This is a genomic window from Sphingobium sp. SA2, from assembly GCF_032227065.1.
Classification (GTDB): domain Bacteria; phylum Pseudomonadota; class Alphaproteobacteria; order Sphingomonadales; family Sphingomonadaceae; genus Sphingobium.
In genome coordinates this window covers 168,381-188,973 of sequence record NZ_JAPMXX010000001.1, presented here as the reverse complement: position 1 = coordinate 188,973, position 20,593 = coordinate 168,381, and the positions used below count along the sequence as shown (strand labels likewise).

Annotated in this window: 25 protein-coding genes; 17 read left to right on the top strand and 8 right to left on the bottom strand. The window is 61.5% G+C overall.

Annotation, left to right across the window (positions count from 1 at the left end):
- Positions 1-36: 36 nt before the first annotated feature.
- The gene (locus tag OVY48_RS00960) at positions 37-2,361 is read left to right on the top strand and encodes a TonB-dependent receptor (protein ID WP_313921645.1); all 2,325 of its coding nucleotides are present in this window, start codon (positions 37-39) and stop codon (positions 2,359-2,361) included.
- A 112-nt stretch (positions 2,362-2,473) separates the two neighbouring features.
- The gene (locus OVY48_RS00955) at positions 2,474-2,731 is read left to right on the top strand and encodes a hypothetical protein (RefSeq protein WP_313921644.1); all 258 of its coding nucleotides are present in this window, start codon (positions 2,474-2,476) and stop codon (positions 2,729-2,731) included.
- A gap of 44 nt (positions 2,732-2,775) precedes the next feature.
- Here the strand turns inward: OVY48_RS00955 and OVY48_RS00950 are convergent, their stop codons facing one another.
- Positions 2,776-3,174 (bottom strand): heme-binding protein, encoded by a 399-nt coding sequence (locus OVY48_RS00950; RefSeq protein ID WP_313921643.1) that lies wholly within the window; start codon positions 3,172-3,174, stop codon positions 2,776-2,778.
- A gap of 110 nt (positions 3,175-3,284) precedes the next feature.
- On the opposite strand from OVY48_RS00950, the gene OVY48_RS00945 reads away from it, so the two are divergent.
- Entirely contained in the window at positions 3,285-3,554 is a 270-nt protein-coding gene (locus OVY48_RS00945) for a DUF5661 family protein (protein ID WP_313921642.1), read from the top strand.
- A 52-nt stretch (positions 3,555-3,606) separates the two neighbouring features.
- Here the strand turns inward: OVY48_RS00945 and OVY48_RS00940 are convergent, their stop codons facing one another.
- From OVY48_RS00940 to OVY48_RS00925, 4 genes are read right to left on the bottom strand one after another with little or no spacing between them, the layout of a single operon-like run.
- Entirely contained in the window at positions 3,607-4,629 is a 1,023-nt protein-coding gene (locus tag OVY48_RS00940; RefSeq protein WP_313921641.1) for an aldo/keto reductase, read from the bottom strand.
- 30 nt (positions 4,630-4,659) lie between these two features.
- Positions 4,660-5,394 carry a 3-oxoacyl-ACP reductase family protein gene (locus OVY48_RS00935; RefSeq protein ID WP_313921640.1) on the bottom strand — a complete coding sequence of 245 codons (735 nt, stop codon included), beginning with the start codon at positions 5,392-5,394 and terminating at the stop codon, positions 4,660-4,662.
- A 48-nt stretch (positions 5,395-5,442) separates the two neighbouring features.
- Positions 5,443-6,255 carry an aldo/keto reductase gene (locus OVY48_RS00930; protein WP_313921639.1) on the bottom strand — a complete coding sequence of 271 codons (813 nt, stop codon included), beginning with the start codon at positions 6,253-6,255 and terminating at the stop codon, positions 5,443-5,445.
- Between the two features lie 11 nt (positions 6,256-6,266).
- The gene (locus tag OVY48_RS00925) at positions 6,267-6,644 is read right to left on the bottom strand and encodes a transcriptional repressor (RefSeq protein ID WP_313921638.1); all 378 of its coding nucleotides are present in this window, start codon (positions 6,642-6,644) and stop codon (positions 6,267-6,269) included.
- Positions 6,645-6,794: 150 nt separating this feature from the next.
- On the opposite strand from OVY48_RS00925, the gene OVY48_RS00920 reads away from it, so the two are divergent.
- The 5 genes from OVY48_RS00920 to OVY48_RS00900 all read left to right on the top strand — a co-directional run bounded on the left by OVY48_RS00920 (position 6,795) and on the right by OVY48_RS00900 (position 10,671).
- Positions 6,795-7,574, top strand: coding sequence for a helix-turn-helix transcriptional regulator (locus OVY48_RS00920; protein ID WP_313921637.1), 780 nt, complete (start codon positions 6,795-6,797; stop codon positions 7,572-7,574).
- A 126-nt stretch (positions 7,575-7,700) separates the two neighbouring features.
- Positions 7,701-8,417, top strand: coding sequence for a siderophore-interacting protein (locus tag OVY48_RS00915; protein WP_313921636.1), 717 nt, complete (start codon positions 7,701-7,703; stop codon positions 8,415-8,417).
- Positions 8,392-8,568 (top strand): hypothetical protein, encoded by a 177-nt coding sequence (locus tag OVY48_RS00910; protein ID WP_313921635.1) that lies wholly within the window; start codon positions 8,392-8,394, stop codon positions 8,566-8,568. Before OVY48_RS00915 ends, OVY48_RS00910 begins: the two co-directional genes overlap by 26 nt.
- Positions 8,565-9,089: a demethoxyubiquinone hydroxylase family protein gene (locus OVY48_RS00905; RefSeq protein WP_313921634.1), complete on the top strand. Its 525-nt coding sequence runs from the start codon at positions 8,565-8,567 to the stop codon at positions 9,087-9,089. The genes OVY48_RS00910 and OVY48_RS00905 overlap by 4 nt, the downstream gene beginning before the upstream one ends.
- 34 nt (positions 9,090-9,123) lie before the next feature.
- A complete protein-coding gene (locus OVY48_RS00900) occupies positions 9,124-10,671 on the top strand; it encodes an IMP dehydrogenase (RefSeq protein WP_313921633.1) in 1,548 nt (515 codons plus the stop codon).
- A 49-nt stretch (positions 10,672-10,720) separates the two neighbouring features.
- On the opposite strand, the gene OVY48_RS00895 is transcribed toward OVY48_RS00900, so the two are convergent.
- Positions 10,721-11,776 carry an SDR family oxidoreductase gene (locus OVY48_RS00895; RefSeq protein WP_313921632.1) on the bottom strand — a complete coding sequence of 352 codons (1,056 nt, stop codon included), beginning with the start codon at positions 11,774-11,776 and terminating at the stop codon, positions 10,721-10,723.
- Positions 11,777-12,006: 230 nt separating this feature from the next.
- On the opposite strand from OVY48_RS00895, the gene OVY48_RS00890 reads away from it, so the two are divergent.
- Complete coding sequence (locus OVY48_RS00890) at positions 12,007-12,723, top strand: SDR family oxidoreductase (protein WP_313921631.1); 717 nt, start codon at positions 12,007-12,009, stop codon at positions 12,721-12,723.
- Between the two features lie 94 nt (positions 12,724-12,817).
- Entirely contained in the window at positions 12,818-13,732 is a 915-nt protein-coding gene (locus OVY48_RS00885) for a LysR family transcriptional regulator (RefSeq protein WP_313921630.1), read from the top strand.
- A gap of 120 nt (positions 13,733-13,852) precedes the next feature.
- On the opposite strand, the gene OVY48_RS00880 is transcribed toward OVY48_RS00885, so the two are convergent.
- Both OVY48_RS00880 and OVY48_RS00875 read right to left on the bottom strand, forming a co-directional pair.
- Positions 13,853-14,485: a tyrosine-type recombinase/integrase gene (locus tag OVY48_RS00880; RefSeq protein WP_313921629.1), complete on the bottom strand. Its 633-nt coding sequence runs from the start codon at positions 14,483-14,485 to the stop codon at positions 13,853-13,855.
- Between the two features lie 292 nt (positions 14,486-14,777).
- Positions 14,778-15,656 (bottom strand): LysR family transcriptional regulator, encoded by an 879-nt coding sequence (locus tag OVY48_RS00875; protein ID WP_313921628.1) that lies wholly within the window; start codon positions 15,654-15,656, stop codon positions 14,778-14,780.
- A gap of 210 nt (positions 15,657-15,866) precedes the next feature.
- Between OVY48_RS00875 and OVY48_RS00870 the strand changes: the two genes are divergently transcribed.
- The 7 genes from OVY48_RS00870 (at position 15,867) to OVY48_RS00840 (ending at position 20,495) form a co-directional block, all read left to right on the top strand.
- Positions 15,867-16,562, top strand: a complete 696-nt coding sequence (locus tag OVY48_RS00870; RefSeq protein ID WP_037479462.1) for a type 1 glutamine amidotransferase domain-containing protein — start codon at positions 15,867-15,869, stop codon at positions 16,560-16,562.
- Positions 16,563-16,564: 2 nt separating this feature from the next.
- Entirely contained in the window at positions 16,565-17,020 is a 456-nt protein-coding gene (locus tag OVY48_RS00865) for a VOC family protein (RefSeq protein WP_313921627.1), read from the top strand.
- The gene (locus OVY48_RS00860; RefSeq protein WP_409592751.1) at positions 17,020-18,126 is read left to right on the top strand and encodes an NADH:flavin oxidoreductase/NADH oxidase; all 1,107 of its coding nucleotides are present in this window, start codon (positions 17,020-17,022) and stop codon (positions 18,124-18,126) included. The genes OVY48_RS00865 and OVY48_RS00860 overlap by 1 nt, the downstream gene beginning before the upstream one ends.
- On the top strand, positions 18,123-18,788 hold the full coding sequence (locus OVY48_RS00855; RefSeq protein ID WP_313921626.1) for an L-dopachrome tautomerase-related protein: 666 nt from the start codon (positions 18,123-18,125) through the stop codon (positions 18,786-18,788). The genes OVY48_RS00860 and OVY48_RS00855 overlap by 4 nt, the downstream gene beginning before the upstream one ends.
- Entirely contained in the window at positions 18,785-19,273 is a 489-nt protein-coding gene (locus tag OVY48_RS00850; protein WP_313921625.1) for an L-dopachrome tautomerase-related protein, read from the top strand. Before OVY48_RS00855 ends, OVY48_RS00850 begins: the two co-directional genes overlap by 4 nt.
- A 76-nt stretch (positions 19,274-19,349) precedes the next feature.
- A complete protein-coding gene (locus OVY48_RS00845; protein ID WP_037473338.1) occupies positions 19,350-20,090 on the top strand; it encodes an SDR family oxidoreductase in 741 nt (246 codons plus the stop codon).
- Positions 20,091-20,201: 111 nt separating this feature from the next.
- A complete protein-coding gene (locus OVY48_RS00840; RefSeq protein ID WP_037473339.1) occupies positions 20,202-20,495 on the top strand; it encodes a putative quinol monooxygenase in 294 nt (97 codons plus the stop codon).
- Positions 20,496-20,593: the final 98 nt, after the last annotated feature.

The window sequence follows — 20,593 nt, the reverse complement described above, 5'->3', positions numbered from 1 at the left end:
CCGACAACTGAATAATTAAAAGATTGGGAGGATTTTATGCTTTGTTCCAAGATGATGACGCTTGCCTGCAGCACGGCGGCGATCGCGATTACCTGCCCGGCCTCCGCGCAGGATGCAGCTACCCCGCCGACGAATGCGACCGAAACGAGCAGCGCCTCAGTTGGTATCGAAGATATCGTGGTGACGGCGCAACGCCGGTCTGAAAACCTTCAGGACGTACCTATAGCGGTGACGGCGTTCAGCGCCGACGCCATTTCCACGGCTCGCATTCAAAGCTTCAACGACCTAGCAACGCGGATTCCCGGTTTCAGCGTCAATACCTTCTCCCAATCGCGCGCCAACCCGGCCCTGCGAGGTGGATCCACATCCTTGTCGGCGCCAGGGGCGGAACAGGCGATCGGTCTGTTCATCGATGACGTCTATTTCGGGGGCAGCGGCGATTTCGAGATCGACCTGTTCGACGTAGAGCGGATCGAAGTGCTCAAGGGGCCGCAGGGGACGCTGTTCGGGCGCAACACGACAGGTGGCCTGATCAATGTCGTGACGAAAACGCCGACGCAGGAATTGCAGGCCCAAGGCGAAGTGTCGATGGGCAATTACGACTATTTTCAGGTTCGCGGCTATCTCGCCGGTGGTCTGACCGACACTCTCGCCGGTTCCATCGCTTTCACGTCCAGCGATCGCGATGGCACGTCGTTCAACAGTTTTACGGGTAACCGGGTCGATACGATCAATCGGTCGTCAGTGCGCGGCAAGCTCGCGTGGGCACCATCGGACAGCGTCAATATCGTGCTCGGCGCAGGCTATAGCCGCGTCAATGAAACGGCACCGGCGCGCGACGCGATCTTTACCGGCGTACCGATCGAAAACCAGGCGCTGCTTGCGACTGGCTTTGTGCCGGACAATGATCCACGAGTCGTGCAGATGTGGACGGACGGCAGCTACAAATCAGAACAGTTCACCGCTAGCCTTCATGTAACCAAGGAACTGGGCGACGCCAATCTGCTGTCTATCACATCCTACCGCAATCTGCGGACACAGCAGTCGCCAATTTCCTTGGCCGGTGTCACCACCCCAGTCTATGATTTCGGCGAACCGCGTGAACTGGATGCGGCCAGTCAGGAATTTCGGTATATTTCCGACTATTCCGGCCCATTCAATTTCGTCGGAGGCGTATTTCTTTACTATGCGAATGAAAGCCGGGATCTGAACGGCATCGCCCAGTGGGAAGAAAATACCGTCGGCGGCTATTTCCAATCTCTAACCCTATGCCCTCTTCAGAACCCGGACGAGCTGGTCGTCTCCCAGGCCTGCAAGGATAATTATGCCTCGCTGTTCGAACCATCCAACTTTCGGGTCTTCCAGCGCACCAAGACGAAAAGCGCGTCCGCATTCTTGCAGGGCAATTACGAGCTGACCGATTCGCTCAAGCTAACGCTTGGCGGCCGCTACACCTATGACAAGAAATCCGCGACGGGCTTCTCATCGGGCGACCTCGAATTTTTCTGGCATCCGGCCGATATCCTGGTGGATGACTCCGAGAGTTGGGGACAGTTCACCTATCGCGCGGCGGTCGACTGGAAGGTCACCGACGATATTCTGCTCTATGCGTCGCGATCGACGGGCTTTCGCAGCGGTGCCTATGAACTCACGCAGAGCGACCCTGCCTTGTCAGCGGTGCCGGTCGGGCCGGAAAAGGTTCTTAGCCATGAAGTCGGTTTCAAGAGCCGTCTCTTCAATGACATGATTCAGTTCAATGTCGCCGTTTTCCACGCAAAATATACCGATCTCCAGTTTTTCGTGAACACCGGCGACGCCAGCGTGACGACCAATGCCGGTCAGGCGACGGTCAAGGGAATTGAAATCGATGCGGTCGTGGCACCTGTGCGTGGTGTGACCCTGTCGGCTGCCTATTCATATCAGAAGGGCAGTTCCAAGGGCATTCCGGTTCAGGCGGAAATAGCCGATGGCACGCCGCCTGCGGGCACCATTCCCCATACCATAGTGCTTGGCGCTGACTTCGAACATGAGTTCGCCAATGGCAGCGCCGTTTTTCTGCACGGCGATTTCACCCATAAGAGCCGCTACGGACTGGAATTCAACGATACGCCGCAGTTCAGGAGCGGGGTGAAATCCATGATCAATGGCAGCATCGGCTATCGCTTCGCCAACAAGATGGAATTGCGCATCTGGGGCAAGAACCTGACGAACGAGAATGTCGTGACTTATGGCCAAAATTTCTGGTTCGCATTTTACAGCCTCCCCACAGCTCTCGCCAATCCGGACGTGATCACCAAGACGGCGCAACCACGCTATGCCGATCCACGCACCTTCGGAGCGACGCTGAGCTTCAAATTCTGACATGCCGATGGTGATCGCCGATAGAAATATTGGCGATCACCGTCCTTTTCATGTCGCTGGCAGCTAAGCGGAGAGTCGGCATTGGCTTCATGCTGATCGTCTGGAGTGAATTATGGAAATGGGCCGAGCCGAGAGCTATGGCGATTATGCAACGCTATTTACGGAAATAAACAATGCCGGCCGATGCTTTGCCGTGCTGGCGCCATCGCTGGTGGAACAGTTGAAGGCCATGCGGTCGGCGGACAATAGCGTGTCGCTCATGACGCAATTGGGGATCAGCTACAATACATGGCGAAAGGTCCAGGCGGGACATCCGGTCCGCCGGTCGATCGCCGCGCGCATTGCGGCGCAACTGGGTGAACTGCGCTGAACGACGCAAGGCAGCGTCACGCCATCCAGCCCTGAATCAAAGCTTCATCCGGTCAGCAGGCCGAGGGCGTCGATGCCCGCTTGCGCGATCTGCTCGTCCTGGGGCGAGGTCGCGCCAGACACGCCGACGGCACCTACGCATTGTCCATCGACGATCATCGGCAAGGCGCCCTGCAAGGGCAGGCGGTCGTTAAATGCCAGGATGGTCAGGCGGTCGAGCGTCGCGATTTCAGCCACCCCTGAAGGTTTGCGCGTCATGGTCGATGTCCTGGCTTTCCGCAGCGCGACATCGGGCGTGCCATAGCCAGCACCGTCATGGCGGACCAGATGCATCACATGCCCGCCACCATCGACCACCGCCACGCTTACGATCCAGCCATGGCGCTTGCACGCGGCATTGATTGCCGCGGCGTCGTCGGCTGTCAGCATCTGCTTCGATCGCATTATGACTTCCTTGGCTTGGCGTATTTCAATTATAAATAGACGTTGTAGCGCTATACCGCCTTGAGCATGGCCACTATATCGGTGGCACATGCAATGATGCGGAGGCCTACATGGCAGATCATGATTTTACGCGAGAAGAGGCCCTAGCGATCGGCAATCGGCTTTCCATCGATTGGACGCGATATGATGTCGAGGAGTTCAGGCTTGGCTTGGGTGTCGAGCTTGAACATGGCACCGAAAACCCCTCGACCAACGTGACGGACGATGATCTGGATGCGACCGCCAAGATCGCGATCGCCCATCTCAACGACCTTCCCGATTATTATACGCGCCTCTACCGCATGTTCGCCAAAGCCGGCTATGAGGTGGCCGGGCGATAGCAGACAGAGACCGCGGGAAGGGCGCGAAGCGGCATCACGTTCATGCCGCCTGTCAGCCCTGTTCGTTGAGCATGGGGAAACTGCGCTGGTGCCAGACGGGGTAGGCAGCAGGGGCGTCGCTTGCGGCATCCAGGCGGGCGACCTGATCGGGCGACAGCGCCCATCCGACAGCACCGATGTTGGAAACAAGCTGTTCCTCATTGCGCGCACCGATGATAACGTTGGCGACTGTGGGCCGACGCAACAGCCAGTTGAGCGCGATCTGCGGGATAGTTTTGCCGGTTTCCTGCGACAACTCGTCCAGCACATCGACGATCGCGAACAGCCGTTCTTCTGGATAGACAGGGCCGGTCCCAGCGATGTCGTGTGCGCGGGTGCCCGGCTGCGCGGGATGGCCTCGGCGGATCTTGCCGGTCAGCTTGCCCCAGCCGAGCGGACTCCAGATGGTTGCGCCAATGCCCTGATCCCGGCCAAGCGGCATCAATTCCCATTCGTAGTCGCGGTTGAGCAGCGAATAATAGACCTGATGTGCGACATGACGGGCATAACCATAGCGTTTGGCGACGGCCTGCGACTTCATCAAGTGCCAGCCTGAGAAGTTGGATGCCCCGATATAGCGGATCTTGCCCTGGCGCACGAGTTGGTCGAGCGTGGAAAGCGTCTCCTCGACCGGCGTATTATAATCCTGCCCATGGAGTTGCAGCAGATCGACATGATCGACACCCAGCCGCTTGAGCGACGCCTCGACTGCGTGGATCAGATGCTGACGCGAAGAGCCATAATCGTTCGGACCCTCGCCAGTGGGGAACGTGACCTTCGTGGAGATCAGCAGCCGATCACGCTTGCCCTTGATCGCTTCCCCAAGAATTTGCTCGGCAAGTCCGTTCGAATAGCCGTCAGCGCTGTCGAACATGGACACGCCATGGTCGAGGCAGATGTCGATCAGGCGCGCCGCTCCATCCGCGTCGGTTGATCCCCACGCCTTGAAAAAATCGCCGGTGCCTCCGAAGGTCGCCGTGCCAAAACTCAAGGCAGGGACACGCAGGCCCGAAGCACCTAATCGCCGATATTCCATGATAGTCGTCCTTTAGCCATTCAGGGAAATTCAGTTCATGTACCAGCCGCCATTGGCGTTGATGGTCTGTCCGGTGATGTAGCCGTTCTGGGCGAGCAGCAACGCGACCGACGATATTTCGTCTGGTTGCCCGAAGCGGCCCATCGGTATGAGGTCGGGTTTGATCCGGTAGTTGCCCTTGAGCATGTTCGTTTCGATGAGAGCGGGGGCGATCGCGTTGCACGTGATGCCTTCCTTTGCCAGCAGGCTGGCATAGCTGTGAACGAGGCCAAGGATACCCGCCTTGCTGGCTGCATAATGCGGACCGATGACCCCGCCCAGTTGCGCGGCGACCGAAGACAACATGATGAGGCGGCCCCAACCCTGCGCACGCATCGCCGGGAGCACAGCCTGGGTCACGTAAAATGCCGAACTCAGGTTCACCCGGATCGTCTCGTCCCAATCGGACGCGGTGATCTGATCGAGCGGCCTGGACGGATTGACCCCGGCATTGTTGACCAGGATCGAGATGGTCCCAAGGGCATCGGTCGCCTTCTTTACCATGTCCGCCGCCTCTTGCGGATTGGACAGATCGGCTGAAAGAGCCTCGGCTTTGCCACCGCGCGCCTTGATCCCGTCGGCGACGGCGCAGGCTTCATCCGCGCCCCTGCGGTAGGCGATGGCTACATCGGCGCCCGCGTCTGCCAGCGTAAGCGCGATTGCGCGGCCGATCCCGCGTGACGCGCCGGTAACCAGCGCAACCCTGCCAGAGAGACGGTTCATCATTTGTCCTTCATCCGTGAAAACCGTGGCCTGTTGATCGCAAAAAAAAGGTCAGCGATCATGCCACCAGGCGATGATGCGCTCGCGATCCTGGGCAAGCGCGCCGCTGCCCGCGGCCATATTTTGCGCCATATGGGCAGCGTTGCCGGTGCCTGGGATGACGCAGGTCACGGCATCATGGCCGATCACATATTTGAGGAAAAGCTGCGACCAGCTGTCGCAACCGATCTCGATCGCCATGTCGGGTAATGGTTCGCGCTGTGCCGTTGCCAGGTAACGCCCGCCGCCAAAGGGCATGTTGACGATGACGGCAATCCCCTTGTCCCTTGCGAGCGGCAGGATGCGCCTTTCGGCCGCAGGATCCTCGATCGAATAGTTGATCTGCACGAAGTCGAGCGGATAGTGCTGAAGGACTTCTTCCAATTCCTCATAGGCTCCGCTGTGATAATGAGAAACGCCCACATAACGCGTGCGGCCATCGGCCTTCCATCCGGCCAACGTGTCGAGATGATGACGGGCATCGATCAGGTTATGAACCTGCATCAGGTCGACATGATCCGTTTGCAGCAGGTTCAAGGATCTTTCCATCTGAGCGATCCGAGTCGCTCGCCCGCGCGTCCAGACCTTGGTGGCGAGGAAGGCGTCATGGCGGCGGCCGGTTGCGGCCATCACCCGCCCGACATTCGCTTCCGCCTCACCATACATGGGCGAGGAGTCGATCATGGTTCCGCCATGATCGAGCAGGGGAGTGACGACATCGATAAGCAGCTCGATACGCTCCTCAGGTACGTCGAAGCCGCGATAGGTGCCGCAGCCTATGACGGGCAGACTTTCGCCGGTGGAAGGGATGGCTCGCTGTTCCAAGTCACTCTATCTCACACAAGTGCCGACCTGCGGGAAGGCAAGGCGAATATCTCCAGCCGATAGGAGACGATATCATAGCCCAGTTCCTCCGCCAGCCGCGCCTGAATGGCGTCGATGCGCGGATCGCGGAATTCGATGACCTGGCCAGTCTCGACATCGATCAGATGATCGTGCGGCAATAGGGGGGCCAGTTCATAGCGGGCCGGGCCATCGCCGAAGCGGTGGCGGACCACAAGCTTGAGATCCTCGAACAGCTTGACCGAGCGATAGACGGTCGCAGCGCTGATATTGGGATCAATGCCCTTGGCGCGCCTATGTATCTCCATGACGTCGGGATGGTCGTCCGACGTCTGGAGAACCCTGGCGACTAGGCGTCGTGGTTCAGTCATGCGTCCGCCATGCCGCACGCAGGCCTCCTCAATGGCTTCCATCCTGACATGTTGCGGCCCGCGCGAGGCGGCGGGAAATCGGCTGGGCGCTTTCATAAGGCTTATTTAGAGCGAGACGCGCTTGCAGTGTTAGGCCTATAAAGACAGATAATGTCGCAAAATCGCCAAACCCATCCCGCCGAAAATCATGCGCCTTTGGTTGGGCTGGCGAGCGATCACGCACCCAGCATCTTGGCGACCCATGTCCATGACGACCGGGCGCAACTCATGTACGCGGTGCGCGGCATGATGAATGTCACGACGCCTGCGGGCCGTTGGATATTGCCGACGGGCAGCGCTTTATGGATCGCGGCGGGAACGCAGCATGGCCTTGCGGTGCGCCGTCCCGTCTCGCTCCATAATCTCTATATCAAACCGGGCATGACGGGCGTGCCCGGATGGCGCGGATGCACTGTCGTCAATGTCTCGCCCCTGCTGCGCCAGTTGATCGCATCGAGCATCGCGCTGCCATGGGACTATGCGCCCGCCTCGGCGGAATCGCGATTGGCGCATGTGCTGGTCGATCAGCTTGCCGCCATGGCGCAAGCGCCCGTCGACCTGCCAGAACCGTTGGACCCTCGAGCGGTCCGCCTCGCCCAGATCGTGCGGGACGACGTCACCGATCGGCGGCCTCTGTCGATACTCGCGCCCCTGGCTGGAGCCAGCATGCGTACTGCGGAACGACTATTCGCTTCGGAAACCGGGATGAGCTTTGGCATGTGGCGCACCCGGCATCGCCTGATGACCGCGATCGAATTGCTGGCGGAAGGAGATTCGGTGGCCGCGACAAGCTTCGCCGTGGGGTATGACAATCCTTCCAGCTTTATCGCGGCATTTCGCGCCATGTTCAGTAAGACCCCCGGAACCTATTTCGACGAGACATCCGGCTGAGCAGCCATCCGCAATGATTTGGCGGATTGCCATTATTTGATGGCACGATACCGCGATGCCAGCAGATTTGCGAATGATTATCAATACTCTATCACTGGAGCGCCCCATGCGCCTCAGAAAAGGAGCATGATGCATCAGCGTCCCGTCTATCGCATGTTTGATACCGTCGTGAAGCGCGTGGAAGACATCACGCCCCGTATGCGGCGCGTCTCATTGTACGGCGACGATCTGGAGGAGTTTCGCAGCGATCGGCCGGGCCAGTGGATCAAGCTGTTCTTTTGCGATAGCGACAGCGGGCGGGCCTTCACGATCCGGCAATGGGATCCTGCCAGTTGCGAACTGGTGGTCGATTTCGTGCGGCATGGCCATGGGCTGGCCGGTCGATGGGTCCGCGACGCTCAGCCAGGTACGTCCGTCCGCCTTGCAGGCCCACGGAGCGACTTCCAGCATCGGCCCGGCAGCAAACTGTTCCTGTTTGGCGACGAAACCGCGCTACCCGCCATTTCTGCCATCGTCGAAGACCTGCCGGCGACCGCCTGGGTGATGGCGGTCGTGGAGGTCGCCGATCGGTGCGCCATACAGCAGGTCGCGTCGCGTGCGTCGGTCCGCTGGCACTGGATCGTCAACGCGCAGCATGAGCCCGGAGAGCCGCTGGCAGACTATGTCCGCAACCTGACACTCGGCGCTGAATCTACCCAGGTCTGGATCGCCTGCGAATGCAACGCGGCGCGCGCTTTAAGGGCGGAATATCGGCAGATGGGATCCGACAAAAAGTCCCTGCACGTATCGGGCTATTGGAAGAAGGGAGCAGCCGAACATGTCGACCAGGAAAGTGACTATTGATCCGGCCGGCCATGGCCGCCGGGCGTCGGCTTCCAGCCCGATTATCCGTTTTGGCATGATCCTGGCGACCGGCCAGGAGGAAGGCCTCGCTGCGATCCTTTCCCGGCCCGATGCCGAAGGCAAGGCCTTCGTCGACGCGATGAAGCGATGACGAGCGCGCCGAACGATGCGGTACTCGCGGCAATGGTCAGGGTCGATCATGCTGGCGAGTTCGGTGCGGTCCGCATCTATGACGGACAACTGGCGATCCTGGGGCGAACGGCGGTTGGCGACGACCTGCGCGCGATGCGCGACCAGGAATGCGAGCATCTCGCGACCTTCGCCGACATATTGGCGCGGCGACGGGTGCGGCCGACGGCGCTGCTGCCGTTGTGGCACTTTGCGGGCTTCGCACTGGGGGCGGCAACCGCCCTTATGGGCAAGGAGGCAGCCATGGCCTGCACGCAGGCGGTCGAGGACAGCGTGGTTGCGCATTATGGTAATCAGATCGCTGCGCTCGGCGAGACAGAGCCGGATCTCAGGACTACAATCATACGCATCCAGGGCGAGGAGCAGGCGCATGGCGATCATGCCGTGGCGGCCGGGGCAAAAAGGGCCCCAGCTTACGCCCTTGTTTATCATTCCATCCGGCTTGGTTGCCGCACAGCGATCGCCATCAGCCAGAAATTCTGATCCCGCATATAATATCATTACGACAGGAAACGGCGTGGCTTTCATCTATCCCGAACCGAGCCGGACATTCGGCGAATATCTGCTCATCCCCAATCTCACGGCACGTCAGTGCGTGCCCGCCAATGTTGATCTTGCGGCGCCGCTGGTTCGCTTCGACAGCCCTGTCGCGGACGGTGCGCCGAATGCGAAGAACAGCGCGCTGACGATCAACGTGCCCTTCACGAGCGCGTTGATGCAGTCGGTATCGGGCGATCGGCTGGCGATCGCGTTGGCGCGTTCGGGCGGCCTGTCCTTCATCTACGGCGCCCAGTCGATCGCGGCGCAGGCGGCCATGGTGGCGCGGGTGAAACAGTATAAGGCGGGCTTCGTCGCGAGCGATTCCAATCTTCCGCCGACAGCTTCACTGGCCGATGCCATCAGCCTGACCGCCACTACCGGCCATTCGACCATCGCCATCACCGATGATGGGACGTCAAGCGGCCTCTTTCTCGGCATCCTTACAAGCCAGGACTATCGCCTTGGCCGCACCGCACTCGACACGTCCGTCACCCAATTGATGACGCCGCTTGACGCGGTTCATTGCGGCCGTGTGGGCATTGATCTGGGCGAAGCCAACGATCTGATCTGGGCGCATAAAGTCAATTGCCTGCCGGTCCTCGACGGCGATGGTCGCCTTGCCCATCTGGTGTTTCGCAAGGATCATGAGACCCATCGTGACCATCCGCTTGAGAATGTCGACAGCGACAAGCGCCTGATCGTGGGCTCCGCGCTCAACACCCGCGATTATCGGACGCGCGTTCCGGCGCTCCTGGCGGCCGGTGCCGACATCTTCTGCCTCGATTCCTCCGACGGCTATTCGCAATGGCAGGCCGAGGCGATCATATGGATCAAACAGACCTATCCGGGACGTGCCTATGTCGGGGCGGGCAATGTCGTCGATCAGGACGGGTTTCGCTATCTGGCGGACGCCGGGGCTGATTTCATCAAGGTCGGGATCGGCGGCGGTTCTATCTGCATCACCCGCGAACAAAAGGGTATCGGTCGCGGGCAGGCATCCGCCGTCCTCGACGTGGCGCAGGCGCGCGCGGCCTATCATCGCGAAACCGCTATCTATGTCCCTCTCTGTTCGGATGGGGGAATCGCCCAGGACTGTCACGTCACCGTGGCCCTCGCGATGGGAGCGGATTTCGTCATGCTGGGCCGCTATTTCGCCCGGTTCGATGAAGCGCCCGGCGCCAAGGTCCAGATCAACAATCAGGTGATGAAGGAATATTGGGGCGAGGGCAGCAGCCGGGCGTGCAATTGGGAACGCTACGACCATGGTGATGGCAAGGAAAGCACCCGCCAGATGATCTTCGAGGAAGGCGTCGACAGCTATGTCCCCTATGCGGGCAAGCTGAAAGATGGCCTTGATACGACTCTGGCCAAGCTTCGCTCGACGCTCTGCAATTGCGGCGCGCTGTCGATCGCAGAGCTGCAATCCAAGGCCAGACTGACCGTCGCGTCTGCGGTCAGCATCCGGGAGGGGGGCGCCCGTGACGTTCTGGTCAGGGACGGACGTCCCGAGCATAGCAATATCTGAGACGCGCCGGCGCTGGCGGCGATTAGCCGTCCAGCGCCGGGGATAGCCCTCAAACGCCCGGAATGATCCTGTCGGCCCGCAACTGCGCGAACTGCTGTTCGAGCATATGTTCGGTATCGATACAGGGATGGAAACCCGCCTGCCGAGCCTTGATGGTGCTGCTGATATTGTCGAAGCCGCTGGCGAAGATGAAATCGCCAAATGGCCAGGAGGCAATCAGGTCATAAGGGATGGGTTTGAGATTGTAGCGTGCGGCCATGCTTGCCCACAGCCGTGCTTTGTCGGTCATATAGGTTGCAAGCGGCATGGGAATGGGATCGGCCCAGTCCATGTCGAACATCTTCGCAATCTTGGGCCACATATGCTGCCAGCGGAAATAATCGCCGTTGGTGATGTTGAAAATCTCGTTGCGCGCTGCCGGACTTGTGCCGGCCCAGTCCGCCGCTTGCGCCAGGATGTCGGCCGAACTGACCTGATAGAGGGCGGTATAGGCGGCCTGGGTGCCGGGGAAGCGAAGCGGGATGCCGAGTTCCTTCGATATGGCGGCATAGACCGCGATGACGGTAAGCAGGTTCATCGGGTTGCCGACGGCAAAGCCGCATACCGCTTCTGGCCGCAGGGCGGTAAAGGCCCAATCCTTGCCCACCTGACGCTGCCGCAGCATGTCTTCCTGATCATAATAGAAGTTCGGCGGCATCAGGCGTGGGTCATCTTCCCGCGCTGGCGTCTTGAAGGGACCAAGATCCGCGCCATAGGCCTTGCCGCCCTGATAGAAGCTAACATGCTGCAAGCCTAGCGACGCGACCTCCACGACGTCGAGCAGATTGCGCAGGATCGCGACATTATATTCGCTCTTTTCGGCGGCCGTCTGCTTTTCGATATAGGCTCCGAAGACGATGTGGGTCACGTCCTTCACGTCCGCCAGTCTCGCCTGCACCTGCTGCGGGTCAAGCAGATCGACCGACAGGGTCTCGACGCCGGGAATAGACGGATCCGTCCGTCGCGAAAGGCCTATGACCTCTGTATCGGGCTGGACCGACAGATGAAGCGCGGCGGCGCGACCGATGACGCCATGAACGCCCGCCACGATGATCTTTCTCTTCATAACGCACTCCTGCAATGCTGCTGACGAGAGAGATGGAGGGGCGGACAGGTGTTAGGTAGCCCCTTCCATGGCGATAGAGTTTTACCGCTGTGGAAAGCTGAAGCAACTTCCAGCGTTGCAGCAGGGTAAATCTCATTCTCTTTCTGCGGCGTTCCAAACTCATTCGGTAAAACCTAATTTCGTCGCCCAGGGCCAACATGGCAGTTGAGCCGTCGCCAAGGAGACTATTGATGATATTGCAGGACAAGAAGATCGTCGTGATCGGCGGAAGCTCCGGGATTGGCCAGGCCGTCGCCGCCCGCGCACTGGCCGAAGGCGCCTCGGTCGTCATTGGTGGACGATCGCAGGAGAAGCTGGATGCCGCCAGGCGCGCTTTGGGCGGCAAGGTAACGACGATCGCCTTCGACGCTGGCGATCCCGAAGGCGCCGCGAACGCCTATGGCGAAATCGGCCCGATCGATCATTTCCTATCGACAGCCGCCAGTCTTACCTATGCCCCTGTGACCACCATCAGCCTCGCTGATGTGGACGCTATGATCAGTTCCAAAATTATGGGCCCTCTGCTCGCTGCCCGCTTTGCGGCAGCGCAGATACGTGATGGCGGATCGATGACGTTTTTCACGGGCCTTGCCGCCTACCGACCCGGTCCGGAAACCGTCATGGTCGCGACCGTAAATGCGGCGCTCGAAGGCATGGTGAAAGCGCTCGCGGTTGAACTGGCACCGCTCCGCATCAACCGGCTCTCTCCCGGCGTGACGGAAACGCCCGGCTGGGATTTCATGCCGATGGCAGATCGCGAGGCTCTATTTGCGGGGCTTCGGACCAGCTTGCCGACCCGGCGGATCGGCACACCCGAAGATCTGGCAGCAGCTGCGATCCTGCTGATGACGAACCCCTTTATCACTGGCACGGTGCTGGATGTGGACGGCGGCGGTCGCCTGAGTTGAAGATGTCGCGCCGCTTGCCCCAATTTCGATGGCAAGCGGCGCAACCCTTGCTACACGGTAAGGATTGGGCATTGTGAGCCAGGATCGTTCCGAAATGGATAAACAGGATCAACTCCGCGGTATCGTAGAATTTGTTTCAGCGGCGCAGGGCGGCAGTTTCTCGGCGGCGGCGCGATCCATGGGCGTCTCCGTTGCCCATGTAAGCCGGGCCGTTCGAGATCTGGAGCAGCAGATCGGCGTGCAACTGATCCAGAGGAATACCCGCAAGAGCAGCCTCACTGATGCCGGGCGTAGTTTCTTCGATAAGTGTCGCAATATATTAGAAGAGCTGACGGAGGCGCGTGAGCGGCTTCAGACCGGGCAGCACGCCGTTCGCGGGCCAATCCGTATCAGCATGAATGGCTATTTCGCCGAGAGCCGGATTGCTCCCGCACTTGCCGCTTTCGCCGTCCAGCATCCCGACATACTGATGGAGGTCGAGATGAATTCCCGCAACGTCGCCTTGATCGATGAAGGCTTCGATCTGGCCGTTCGCGCTGGGCCGCTCGAAACGTCTGCGCTGATCGCGCGCAAATTGGCGGGCTTCCCGATCATCACCCTGGCGGCGCCGGCCTTGCTTGCACGTGTCGGCTATCCCGACCACCCGGGGCTGCTCGACCCTGCGATATGCCTTCCCCTTGGCGAACGGCTCTGGACGTTTCGCCGAGGGGGCGAGGAATATGCGATAACGGCTGCCGGCACCTTCCGCAGCAACAGCGGTGCCTTGCTCGTGACTGCCGGTATCGCGGGAAATGGCGTCATCCGGTTGCCATCCTATTATGGAGCGGCGGAAATCGAAGGGGGATCGCTGGTGCCGATACTGACGGACTGGAGCGATCCGAAAGGAGATTTCGAGTTCCACCTCGTCTATCCGGCCCAACGCCATCTCCCGCATCGGATACGGATTCTCATCGATTATCTCGTGCAGGAATGCGGTCGGCAACAGATGTTTGAACAGGCGATAGAATGAGACATTGTCTCCCGAAGGGCCGGATTAAGCGAAAGCCGCCATTCAAGTGCGCACCTGAACGACGGCTTTGTCCCAAGGGCCCGAGTTCGGCTCCTCGCCGGCGACGAGGAGCCGAGGAGTTCAAATTTCAGTGTTCTCGGCAAGGGCGAGCGCGTCCTCCACATCTATCCCGAGATAGCGTACCGTATTCTCGATCTTGCTATGACCGAGGAGAATCTGGACAGCGCGCAGGTTGCCAGTTGCCCGGTAGATGATAGATGCCTTTGTCCGGCGAAGTGAATGGGTGCCATAATCGCTTGGCATCAAGCCGACGCCCTTCACCCATTCATCCACAAGCCGGGCATACTGGCGAGTGCTGAGATGACCATTATGGTCGACCCGACTTGGGAAGACATAATCGTCTACCGTGCCGCCCCGACGTTCAAGCCATGCCAATAGGCTGGCCCGGGCATCGGGCAGCAGTTCAAACTGAACAGGTCGAGCCGTTTTCTGCTGCATCACTATTGCACGCGTTCGTATTTGCCCACCGCTGACAATGTCGCCGATTTTCATCCGGACGAGATCGCAACCGCGGAGCTTGCTGTCGATCGCGAGATCAAAGAGTGCCCGGTCTCGCAGGCGGCGCCGCTGATTGAGATAAAATCGGATCTCCCATATCTGCTTCGGTTTCAGGGCACGCTTGGCACCGACGGTCCTTCCCGCATTCCAGACCTGAAGTTTGGTGGTAGTGGGTTCTGTTTCAGGCATCTCCATGATTGTTCTCCAATGGCCATAATTGGCCATCTGAAGAACGCCTGTCGGCCCGATTGGTAAATTCCTACGAGGCATGTGCCGACCAGATCCAGTCGTTCACAGTCATCACAGCGATCGACCGGTTTCGATAAAATCTGCCGTCCGCGCGCGCCGATGCTGCCCGGCGGCAATGCGCCCTAAAATCGGTCGTTCGGCCTTGTCGCCGACGATCCCGAAAGCCGCCATTCGTTCAGCCAGCGCTCAATGGTTCAGACCCGACATTGCGCTCCCGGCTTAATAGCCGTCACCACAATCATATTCGGAGTGCAGCGATCAGCGCGTCGCGCGCCATCGCCACCCGCGGGTGTCGCAGCGATGAGCGTGCCCACACGAGGTAGTAAGCGTTGCGCGGCACCGTGACTGGGGCGGGTATCTCGATCAGCGTGCAGGCCGAGCGTTCGCCGCGGGTGAGATAGCCGGGCAGTACCGTCCAGCCGAGGCCCGCGCACAATCCCGAGCGTAACACTCTCAAATCGGGCGCGGTCAAGGCCGGCTGGCTGGTCAGCTCGATCTGGTTTGCCTCGAGCCAGGTCCGCAGCAACGGCCGGTCGAGATCGTAGGCGAGGTGGGCTGTTTGATTGAGCCCTTCGACCAGCGGCAATTCAGCAATCCGCCTCGCCACGGCGGGCGAGGCTACGGCGCGTAGGTGTTCCTCGCCCAGCGCATGAAAGGCCAGCCGCGGATCGTCGGGTTGCGAGGCGGTGACGGCCAGGTGCACCTTGTCCTCGAGCAGCATGGCGTAGAGCGCCTCGCGCCCGCCGATATGCAGGCGCAGGTCCAGCCCTGCTTCCAGCAGCGGAGCCAGTCGGGGCGTGATCATCTCTCCCAGCAGGTCCGACGGTGCGGCGATGTGGACCGTGCCCGAGATGCGCGACGATCGGGCCCGCGCGCTGGCCAGTGCCGATTCCGCCGTGTCGAGGCTGCTTCCGATCGAAGCCGCCAGATCGTCGGCAATCGCTGTTGGTCGAACACCCCGCGAATGGCGATCAAACAAGGGACGGCCCAATTGCGCCTCGAGCGATGCGATGTGCTGCGACGCAGCCGGTTGGGTAATGCCGATTGCCCGGGCCGCCTCGCTCAGTGAACGACGGCGGTAGACTTCGACGAAGGTGCGCAACTGCAGGAGGGACATTGCGGTTCCATAAGCGGATTTATGGCCGTCCGCCATTCCCGCTGGATTTCATGATGCCGTTCCCGGCGTATCTAAGCCGCCGAAAGGCACGATCGAATGAAAAATCGCCGCCAACTGCTGAAAGCTCTCACAGCTGTCTTTGTGGCGGGTGCGGCTGCGCCGGGTGCGTTTGCTCGTGTCCCCGACATCAATGGAACAGGACAATTGACGATGACCCGCATTCTGATGGTGGCCACCTCCGCCGACCGCATGACCCCCGGCACCGAACCGACGGGTGTCTGGCTCGAGGAACTTACCACCCCGTATTATGCCTTCCGCGATGCGGGCGCCGAGGTGACGCTTGCCTCGATCAAGGGCGGCGCCATCCCCGTCGACCAGCGCAGCGTCAATGCCGACGGCGAGAACGACGCTTCGGTCGAGCGCTATCTGAAGGACGAGGCCCTGAAGGCCGAGGTTGTCGGCACGCCGGTGTTCACCAGCATCGATCCCGGCGGCTACGACGCGCTGTTCCTGCCCGGTGGCCACGGCACCATGTTCGATTACCCCGGCAGCGACGAACTGGCCCGCCTGGTCGAACGCTTCGACCGCGAAGGCAAGATCGTCGCCGCCGTCTGTCATGGACCGGCAGGGCTGGTCTCGGCGAAGAAGGCCGATGGCACGCCCCTCGTGGCTGGCCGCCGTGTCGCGGGCTTCACCGACAGCGAGGAGCGCGCGGTCGGCCTCGATCAGGCGGTGCCGTTCCTGCTCGAAACGCGCCTCAAGGAACTTGGGGGCAAGCACGAGGGCGGCCCCGATTTTGCCCCCTTCGCCCTACGCGACGGCAATCTGGTGACCGGTCAGAACCCCGCCAGCGCGGCGCGCACCGCGGAACTCGTGATGGAAGCCCTCAAGGAAAAGGTCGCCTGATCATGCGCTATCTCCACACCATGCTGCGCGTCGCCGATCCCGAGTCGTCGATCCGTTTCTTCACGCTGCTGGGCCTCAAGGAGACCCGGCGCATGGAGAACCAGGCCGGGCGTTACACGCTGATCTACCTTGCCGCCGACGAGGATTTCCGCGGCGACGGCGAGCAGGGCGATGCCGAGGTCGAGCTGACGTACAACTGGCCGCCCGAGGACGGCAGCCCTGCCGAGACATACACGGGGGGCCGAAACTTCGGCCATCTCGCCTATCAGGTCGACGACATCTACGAAATCTGCGCGCGGCTGCAGGCGGGCGGCGTGACGATCAATCGCCCCCCGCGCGACGGGCCCATGGCGTTCGTCCGCTCTCCGGACGGGATCTCGATCGAACTGCTGCAGCAGGGCGAACACAAGGCTCCGGTCGAACCCTGGGCCTCCATGCCCAACACGGGCGAATGGTGATGGCGAAATTGTTCGAAACGATTGAGGTTGGCGGGCTGCGGCTCGCCAACCGCATCGTTATCGCGCCGATGTGCCAGTATTCGGCAGTCGACGGCGCGATGACCGACTGGCACCAGATGCATCTCGGGGAGTTGGCGCTCTCGGGCGCGGGCGCGCTGACGATAGAGGCGACCGCGGTCAGCCCGGAAGGGCGCATCACCTACGGTGACGTCGGCCTGTACGATGACCGTACCGAAGCGGCGATGCGAAGCGTGCTCGAAAGTGTGCGCCGTTGGTCGGACATGCCGCTTATCATCCAGCTGGCCCATGCCGGCCGCAAGGCGAGCTGCGCCAAGCCGTGGCACGGCGGAACGCAGATCGCCCCCGATGCGGAGAATGGCTGGCAGACCGTGGCACCCAGCGCCATCCCATTCGCTCCGGACGACCATCCCCCTGTCGAACTGGACGAGTCAGGGCTTGCCCGCATCCGGGAGGCGTTCGCGGATGCCGCCCGGCGCGCCGGCAGGCTCGGCATCGAAGCCATCCAGATCCACGCCGCGCATGGCTATCTGCTCCACGAGTTTCTTTCGCCGATCTCCAACCGGCGCGGCGACGACTACGGCGGCAGCCTCGACAACCGGATGCGGTTCCCGCTCGAAGTGTTCGATGCCGTGCGCGAAGCATTTCCGGCCGACCGCCCGGTGACCGTCCGCGTTTCCGGGACCGACTGGGTTGAAGGCGGCTGGACGGCGGAGGAAACCGCATTGTTTGCACAGCAGCTGGAGCGGCGCGGTTGTTCGGCAATCCACGTCTCCGGCGGCGGCCTCGACCCGCGCCAGCAGATCCCTGTCGGCCCCGGCTATCAGGTGCCGCTGGCGCGGACGGTCAAGGACGCGGTCGCCATGCCTGTCGTGGCGGTCGGAATGATCACCGATCCGCATCAGGCGGAGCGCATCCTCGAAGACCGGCATGCCGACGCCATAGCGATAGCCCGCGCTGCGCTGTGGGATCCGCGCTGGCCCTGGCACGCCGCCGCCGCGCTTGGCGCATCGGTCAAGGCGCCCCCGCAATATCTCCGGTCCGAGCCCCAGGAAGCGGGCCGCATTCTCAAGGAAATGATCCCATGAAAATCTCCGTCAAACTGCTTCTTGCCGCGGGCGCGGCTTTAACGCTCGCCGCCTGCTCGACGACCCGCGAGAGTGCATCCGCGCCCCAGATCGAACAGGTCGCGACCTTCGATGGCGCGATGCCGACTGGCGTGACCGTCGCCCCCAACGGGCGCATTTTTGTCAACTTCCCGCAATGGGGCGACAACGCGCCGTTCACGGTGACCGAGTTGGTCGACGGCAAGACGGTGCCTTATCCCGACGCCGCGACCAACCGGCCCGATCCGGCAGACCCGGCGGGGCATTTCATCTCGGTGCAGAGCGTGGTGGCCGATGGCGCCAACCGCCTCTGGGTGCTCGACACGGCGGCGCCCAATTTCTCCCAGCCCCAGGCCGGCGGTGCAAAGCTGGTGGCGATCGATCTTTCAACCAACCGGGTGGTGAAGACGATCGTTCTGCCGCCCAGCGTGGTGCTGCCCACGACCTACCTCAACGACGTGCGCTTCGATCTGCGTCAGGGCGCCGAGGGCGTCGCCTACATCACCGACAGCAGCAACGCCGGTGTCGGCGGCATCATCGTCGTCGATATCGCCAGCGGGCGTGCGATCCGGCGCCTGTCGAACCATGCGACGACCAACCCCGAGCGCGGCTTCACCCCGGTCGTCGACGGCGCGGGCTCATGAACCGCCCGGCCGACGGCCCCGCGACGCCGGTCGCGATCGCCAGCGACGCGATTGCGCTCAGCGCCGACGGCAGCCTGCTCTACTATGGACCGCTGTCGGGTCGCATGCTGCACGCGGTGCCCACGGCGCTGCTGCGCGATGCCGCGGTGTCCGAGGAGGGGTTGGGCCGCGCGGTCCGCAACCTGGGGCGCAAAGGCGCCTCGGACGGGATTGCCGAGGACGACAACGGCCGCGTGTTCGCCGGCGATTACGAGAACAACGCGATCCGCGTGCTCGACCAGGGCAGCTGGACGACGGTGGTCAGCGACCCGCGCATCAGCTGGCCCGACACGCTGTCGATCGGCACCGACGGCTACCTCTACTTCATCGCCAACCAGCTTCACCGCCAGCCAGGCTTCCACGGCGGGCGGGACTTGCGCCGCAAGCCCTACGAACTGCTCCGCATCAAGGTGGGCGCCGGTCCCGTCCTGTTGCGCTCGCAGTGACCCCATCAGGCCGGGCGGGCTCGCGCGGGGCCGCGATCCGGCGAAAAATCAACAACTGACTTGAAGGAATACAGTCATGACCAAGGGTATCGAAGGCAAGGTTGTTCTCATCACCGGCGGCAGCACCGGTATCGGCGCAGAAACCGCGCGGCTTCTCGCTGAACGCGGCGCCAAGGTGGCCATCGCCGCCCGGCGCAAGGACAGGCTCGACGAGGTCGTCGCGGACATCGCCGCAAGCGGCGGCACGGCACGTAGTTACGCGCTCGACGTAACCGACAAGTCGGCGGTCCAGTCTGTCGTCGCCGCGATCGTCGCCGACTTCGGCCGCCTCGACGTGCTGATCAACAACGCCGGGCTCATGCCGATCCGTCCGATGGCCGAGGTCAATACCGACGAGTGGGACCAGATGATCGACGTCAATCTGAAGGGTACGCTCTACGGCATCGCGGCTGCCCTTCCCGGTTTTCTCGAGCAGGGCAGCGGTCACATCATCAACCTGAGCTCGGTTGCGGGCATCAAGGTCTTCGCACCGGGCGGCACGGTCTACTCCGGCACAAAGTTTGCCGTCAGCGCGATCAGCGAGGGCTTGCGCCACGAAGTGGGGGAAAAGGTCCGGGTCACGTCAATCGAGCCTGGAGCTGTCGAAAGCAATCTGAAGTTCACGACATCCGGCACGGCTGCCGAGACGGTGCTGGACTTCTACAAGCAGGCCATCCCGGCGGCATCGGTGGCGCGTGCTATCGCGTTCGCTGTCGAACAACCTGATGACGTCGATGTCAACGCGATCGTCATCCGGCCGACCGCACAGGAGTTCTGATTTCGACGAGGAGGCGGGGCCGCGTGTGCTCCGCCTCATGGGGAACGTACCGGTCTGCTCGTCCGTTACTTTGCCGAATAATATCTGTCCGTTTCACTTGAGGAGTCATTTATGCCCAAACTTGCCCTGTATGTACCACTGAAGGCCAAGCCCGGAAAAGAGCGCGATGTCGCCGATTTCCTCACCTCGGCATTGCCGCTCGTTCAAGCTGAGCCGGGCACTCTGACCTGGTATGCGATCGAGGAAGGTCCCGGTGCGTACGCGATCTTCGATACGTTCGACACAGAGGATGATCGCCAGGCCCATCTTGACGGCAAGGTTGCCGCCGCACTGATGGACAAGGCAGACGAACTGTTTTCCGAACCGCCGCAGATTCACAAGTTCACCCTGCTGGCCGCGAAATAGCGGAGCGGTCGGCACCCTAAGCTGCCGTTTGGCTGCAGTGTAAGGCTCGTGTCTCCATCCCGAATGGATGCCCCGGCCGAACCGAGAAATGAGTAAAT

What these genes read in the sequence shown, in the direction of transcription:
- OVY48_RS00940 (WP_313921641.1), bottom strand. Translation starts at nt 4,629, where the DNA reads ATGGAATATCGGCGATTAGGTGCTTCGGGCCTGCGTGTCCCTGCCTTG.
- OVY48_RS00945 (WP_313921642.1), top strand. Translation starts at nt 3,285, where the DNA reads ATGGCAGATCATGATTTTACGCGAGAAGAGGCCCTAGCGATCGGCAAT.
- OVY48_RS00955 (WP_313921644.1), top strand. Translation starts at nt 2,474, where the DNA reads ATGGAAATGGGCCGAGCCGAGAGCTATGGCGATTATGCAACGCTATTT.
- OVY48_RS00950 (WP_313921643.1), bottom strand. Translation starts at nt 3,174, where the DNA reads ATGCGATCGAAGCAGATGCTGACAGCCGACGACGCCGCGGCAATCAAT.
- OVY48_RS00905 (WP_313921634.1), top strand. Translation starts at nt 8,565, where the DNA reads ATGACGAGCGCGCCGAACGATGCGGTACTCGCGGCAATGGTCAGGGTC.
- OVY48_RS00895 (WP_313921632.1), bottom strand. Translation starts at nt 11,776, where the DNA reads ATGAAGAGAAAGATCATCGTGGCGGGCGTTCATGGCGTCATCGGTCGC.
- OVY48_RS00890 (WP_313921631.1), top strand. Translation starts at nt 12,007, where the DNA reads ATGATATTGCAGGACAAGAAGATCGTCGTGATCGGCGGAAGCTCCGGG.
- OVY48_RS00850 (WP_313921625.1), top strand. Translation starts at nt 18,785, where the DNA reads ATGAACCGCCCGGCCGACGGCCCCGCGACGCCGGTCGCGATCGCCAGC.
- OVY48_RS00880 (WP_313921629.1), bottom strand. Translation starts at nt 14,485, where the DNA reads ATGGAGATGCCTGAAACAGAACCCACTACCACCAAACTTCAGGTCTGG.
- OVY48_RS00935 (WP_313921640.1), bottom strand. Translation starts at nt 5,394, where the DNA reads ATGATGAACCGTCTCTCTGGCAGGGTTGCGCTGGTTACCGGCGCGTCA.
- OVY48_RS00875 (WP_313921628.1), bottom strand. Translation starts at nt 15,656, where the DNA reads ATGTCCCTCCTGCAGTTGCGCACCTTCGTCGAAGTCTACCGCCGTCGT.
- OVY48_RS00855 (WP_313921626.1), top strand. Translation starts at nt 18,123, where the DNA reads ATGAAAATCTCCGTCAAACTGCTTCTTGCCGCGGGCGCGGCTTTAACG.
- OVY48_RS00885 (WP_313921630.1), top strand. Translation starts at nt 12,818, where the DNA reads ATGGATAAACAGGATCAACTCCGCGGTATCGTAGAATTTGTTTCAGCG.
- OVY48_RS00870 (WP_037479462.1), top strand. Translation starts at nt 15,867, where the DNA reads ATGACCCGCATTCTGATGGTGGCCACCTCCGCCGACCGCATGACCCCC.
- OVY48_RS00860 (WP_409592751.1), top strand. Translation starts at nt 17,020, where the DNA reads ATGGCGAAATTGTTCGAAACGATTGAGGTTGGCGGGCTGCGGCTCGCC.
- OVY48_RS00915 (WP_313921636.1), top strand. Translation starts at nt 7,701, where the DNA reads ATGATGCATCAGCGTCCCGTCTATCGCATGTTTGATACCGTCGTGAAG.
- OVY48_RS00910 (WP_313921635.1), top strand. Translation starts at nt 8,392, where the DNA reads ATGTCGACCAGGAAAGTGACTATTGATCCGGCCGGCCATGGCCGCCGG.
- OVY48_RS00845 (WP_037473338.1), top strand. Translation starts at nt 19,350, where the DNA reads ATGACCAAGGGTATCGAAGGCAAGGTTGTTCTCATCACCGGCGGCAGC.
- OVY48_RS00960 (WP_313921645.1), top strand. Translation starts at nt 37, where the DNA reads ATGCTTTGTTCCAAGATGATGACGCTTGCCTGCAGCACGGCGGCGATC.
- OVY48_RS00920 (WP_313921637.1), top strand. Translation starts at nt 6,795, where the DNA reads ATGTCGCAAAATCGCCAAACCCATCCCGCCGAAAATCATGCGCCTTTG.
- OVY48_RS00865 (WP_313921627.1), top strand. Translation starts at nt 16,565, where the DNA reads ATGCGCTATCTCCACACCATGCTGCGCGTCGCCGATCCCGAGTCGTCG.
- OVY48_RS00925 (WP_313921638.1), bottom strand. Translation starts at nt 6,644, where the DNA reads ATGACTGAACCACGACGCCTAGTCGCCAGGGTTCTCCAGACGTCGGAC.
- OVY48_RS00840 (WP_037473339.1), top strand. Translation starts at nt 20,202, where the DNA reads ATGCCCAAACTTGCCCTGTATGTACCACTGAAGGCCAAGCCCGGAAAA.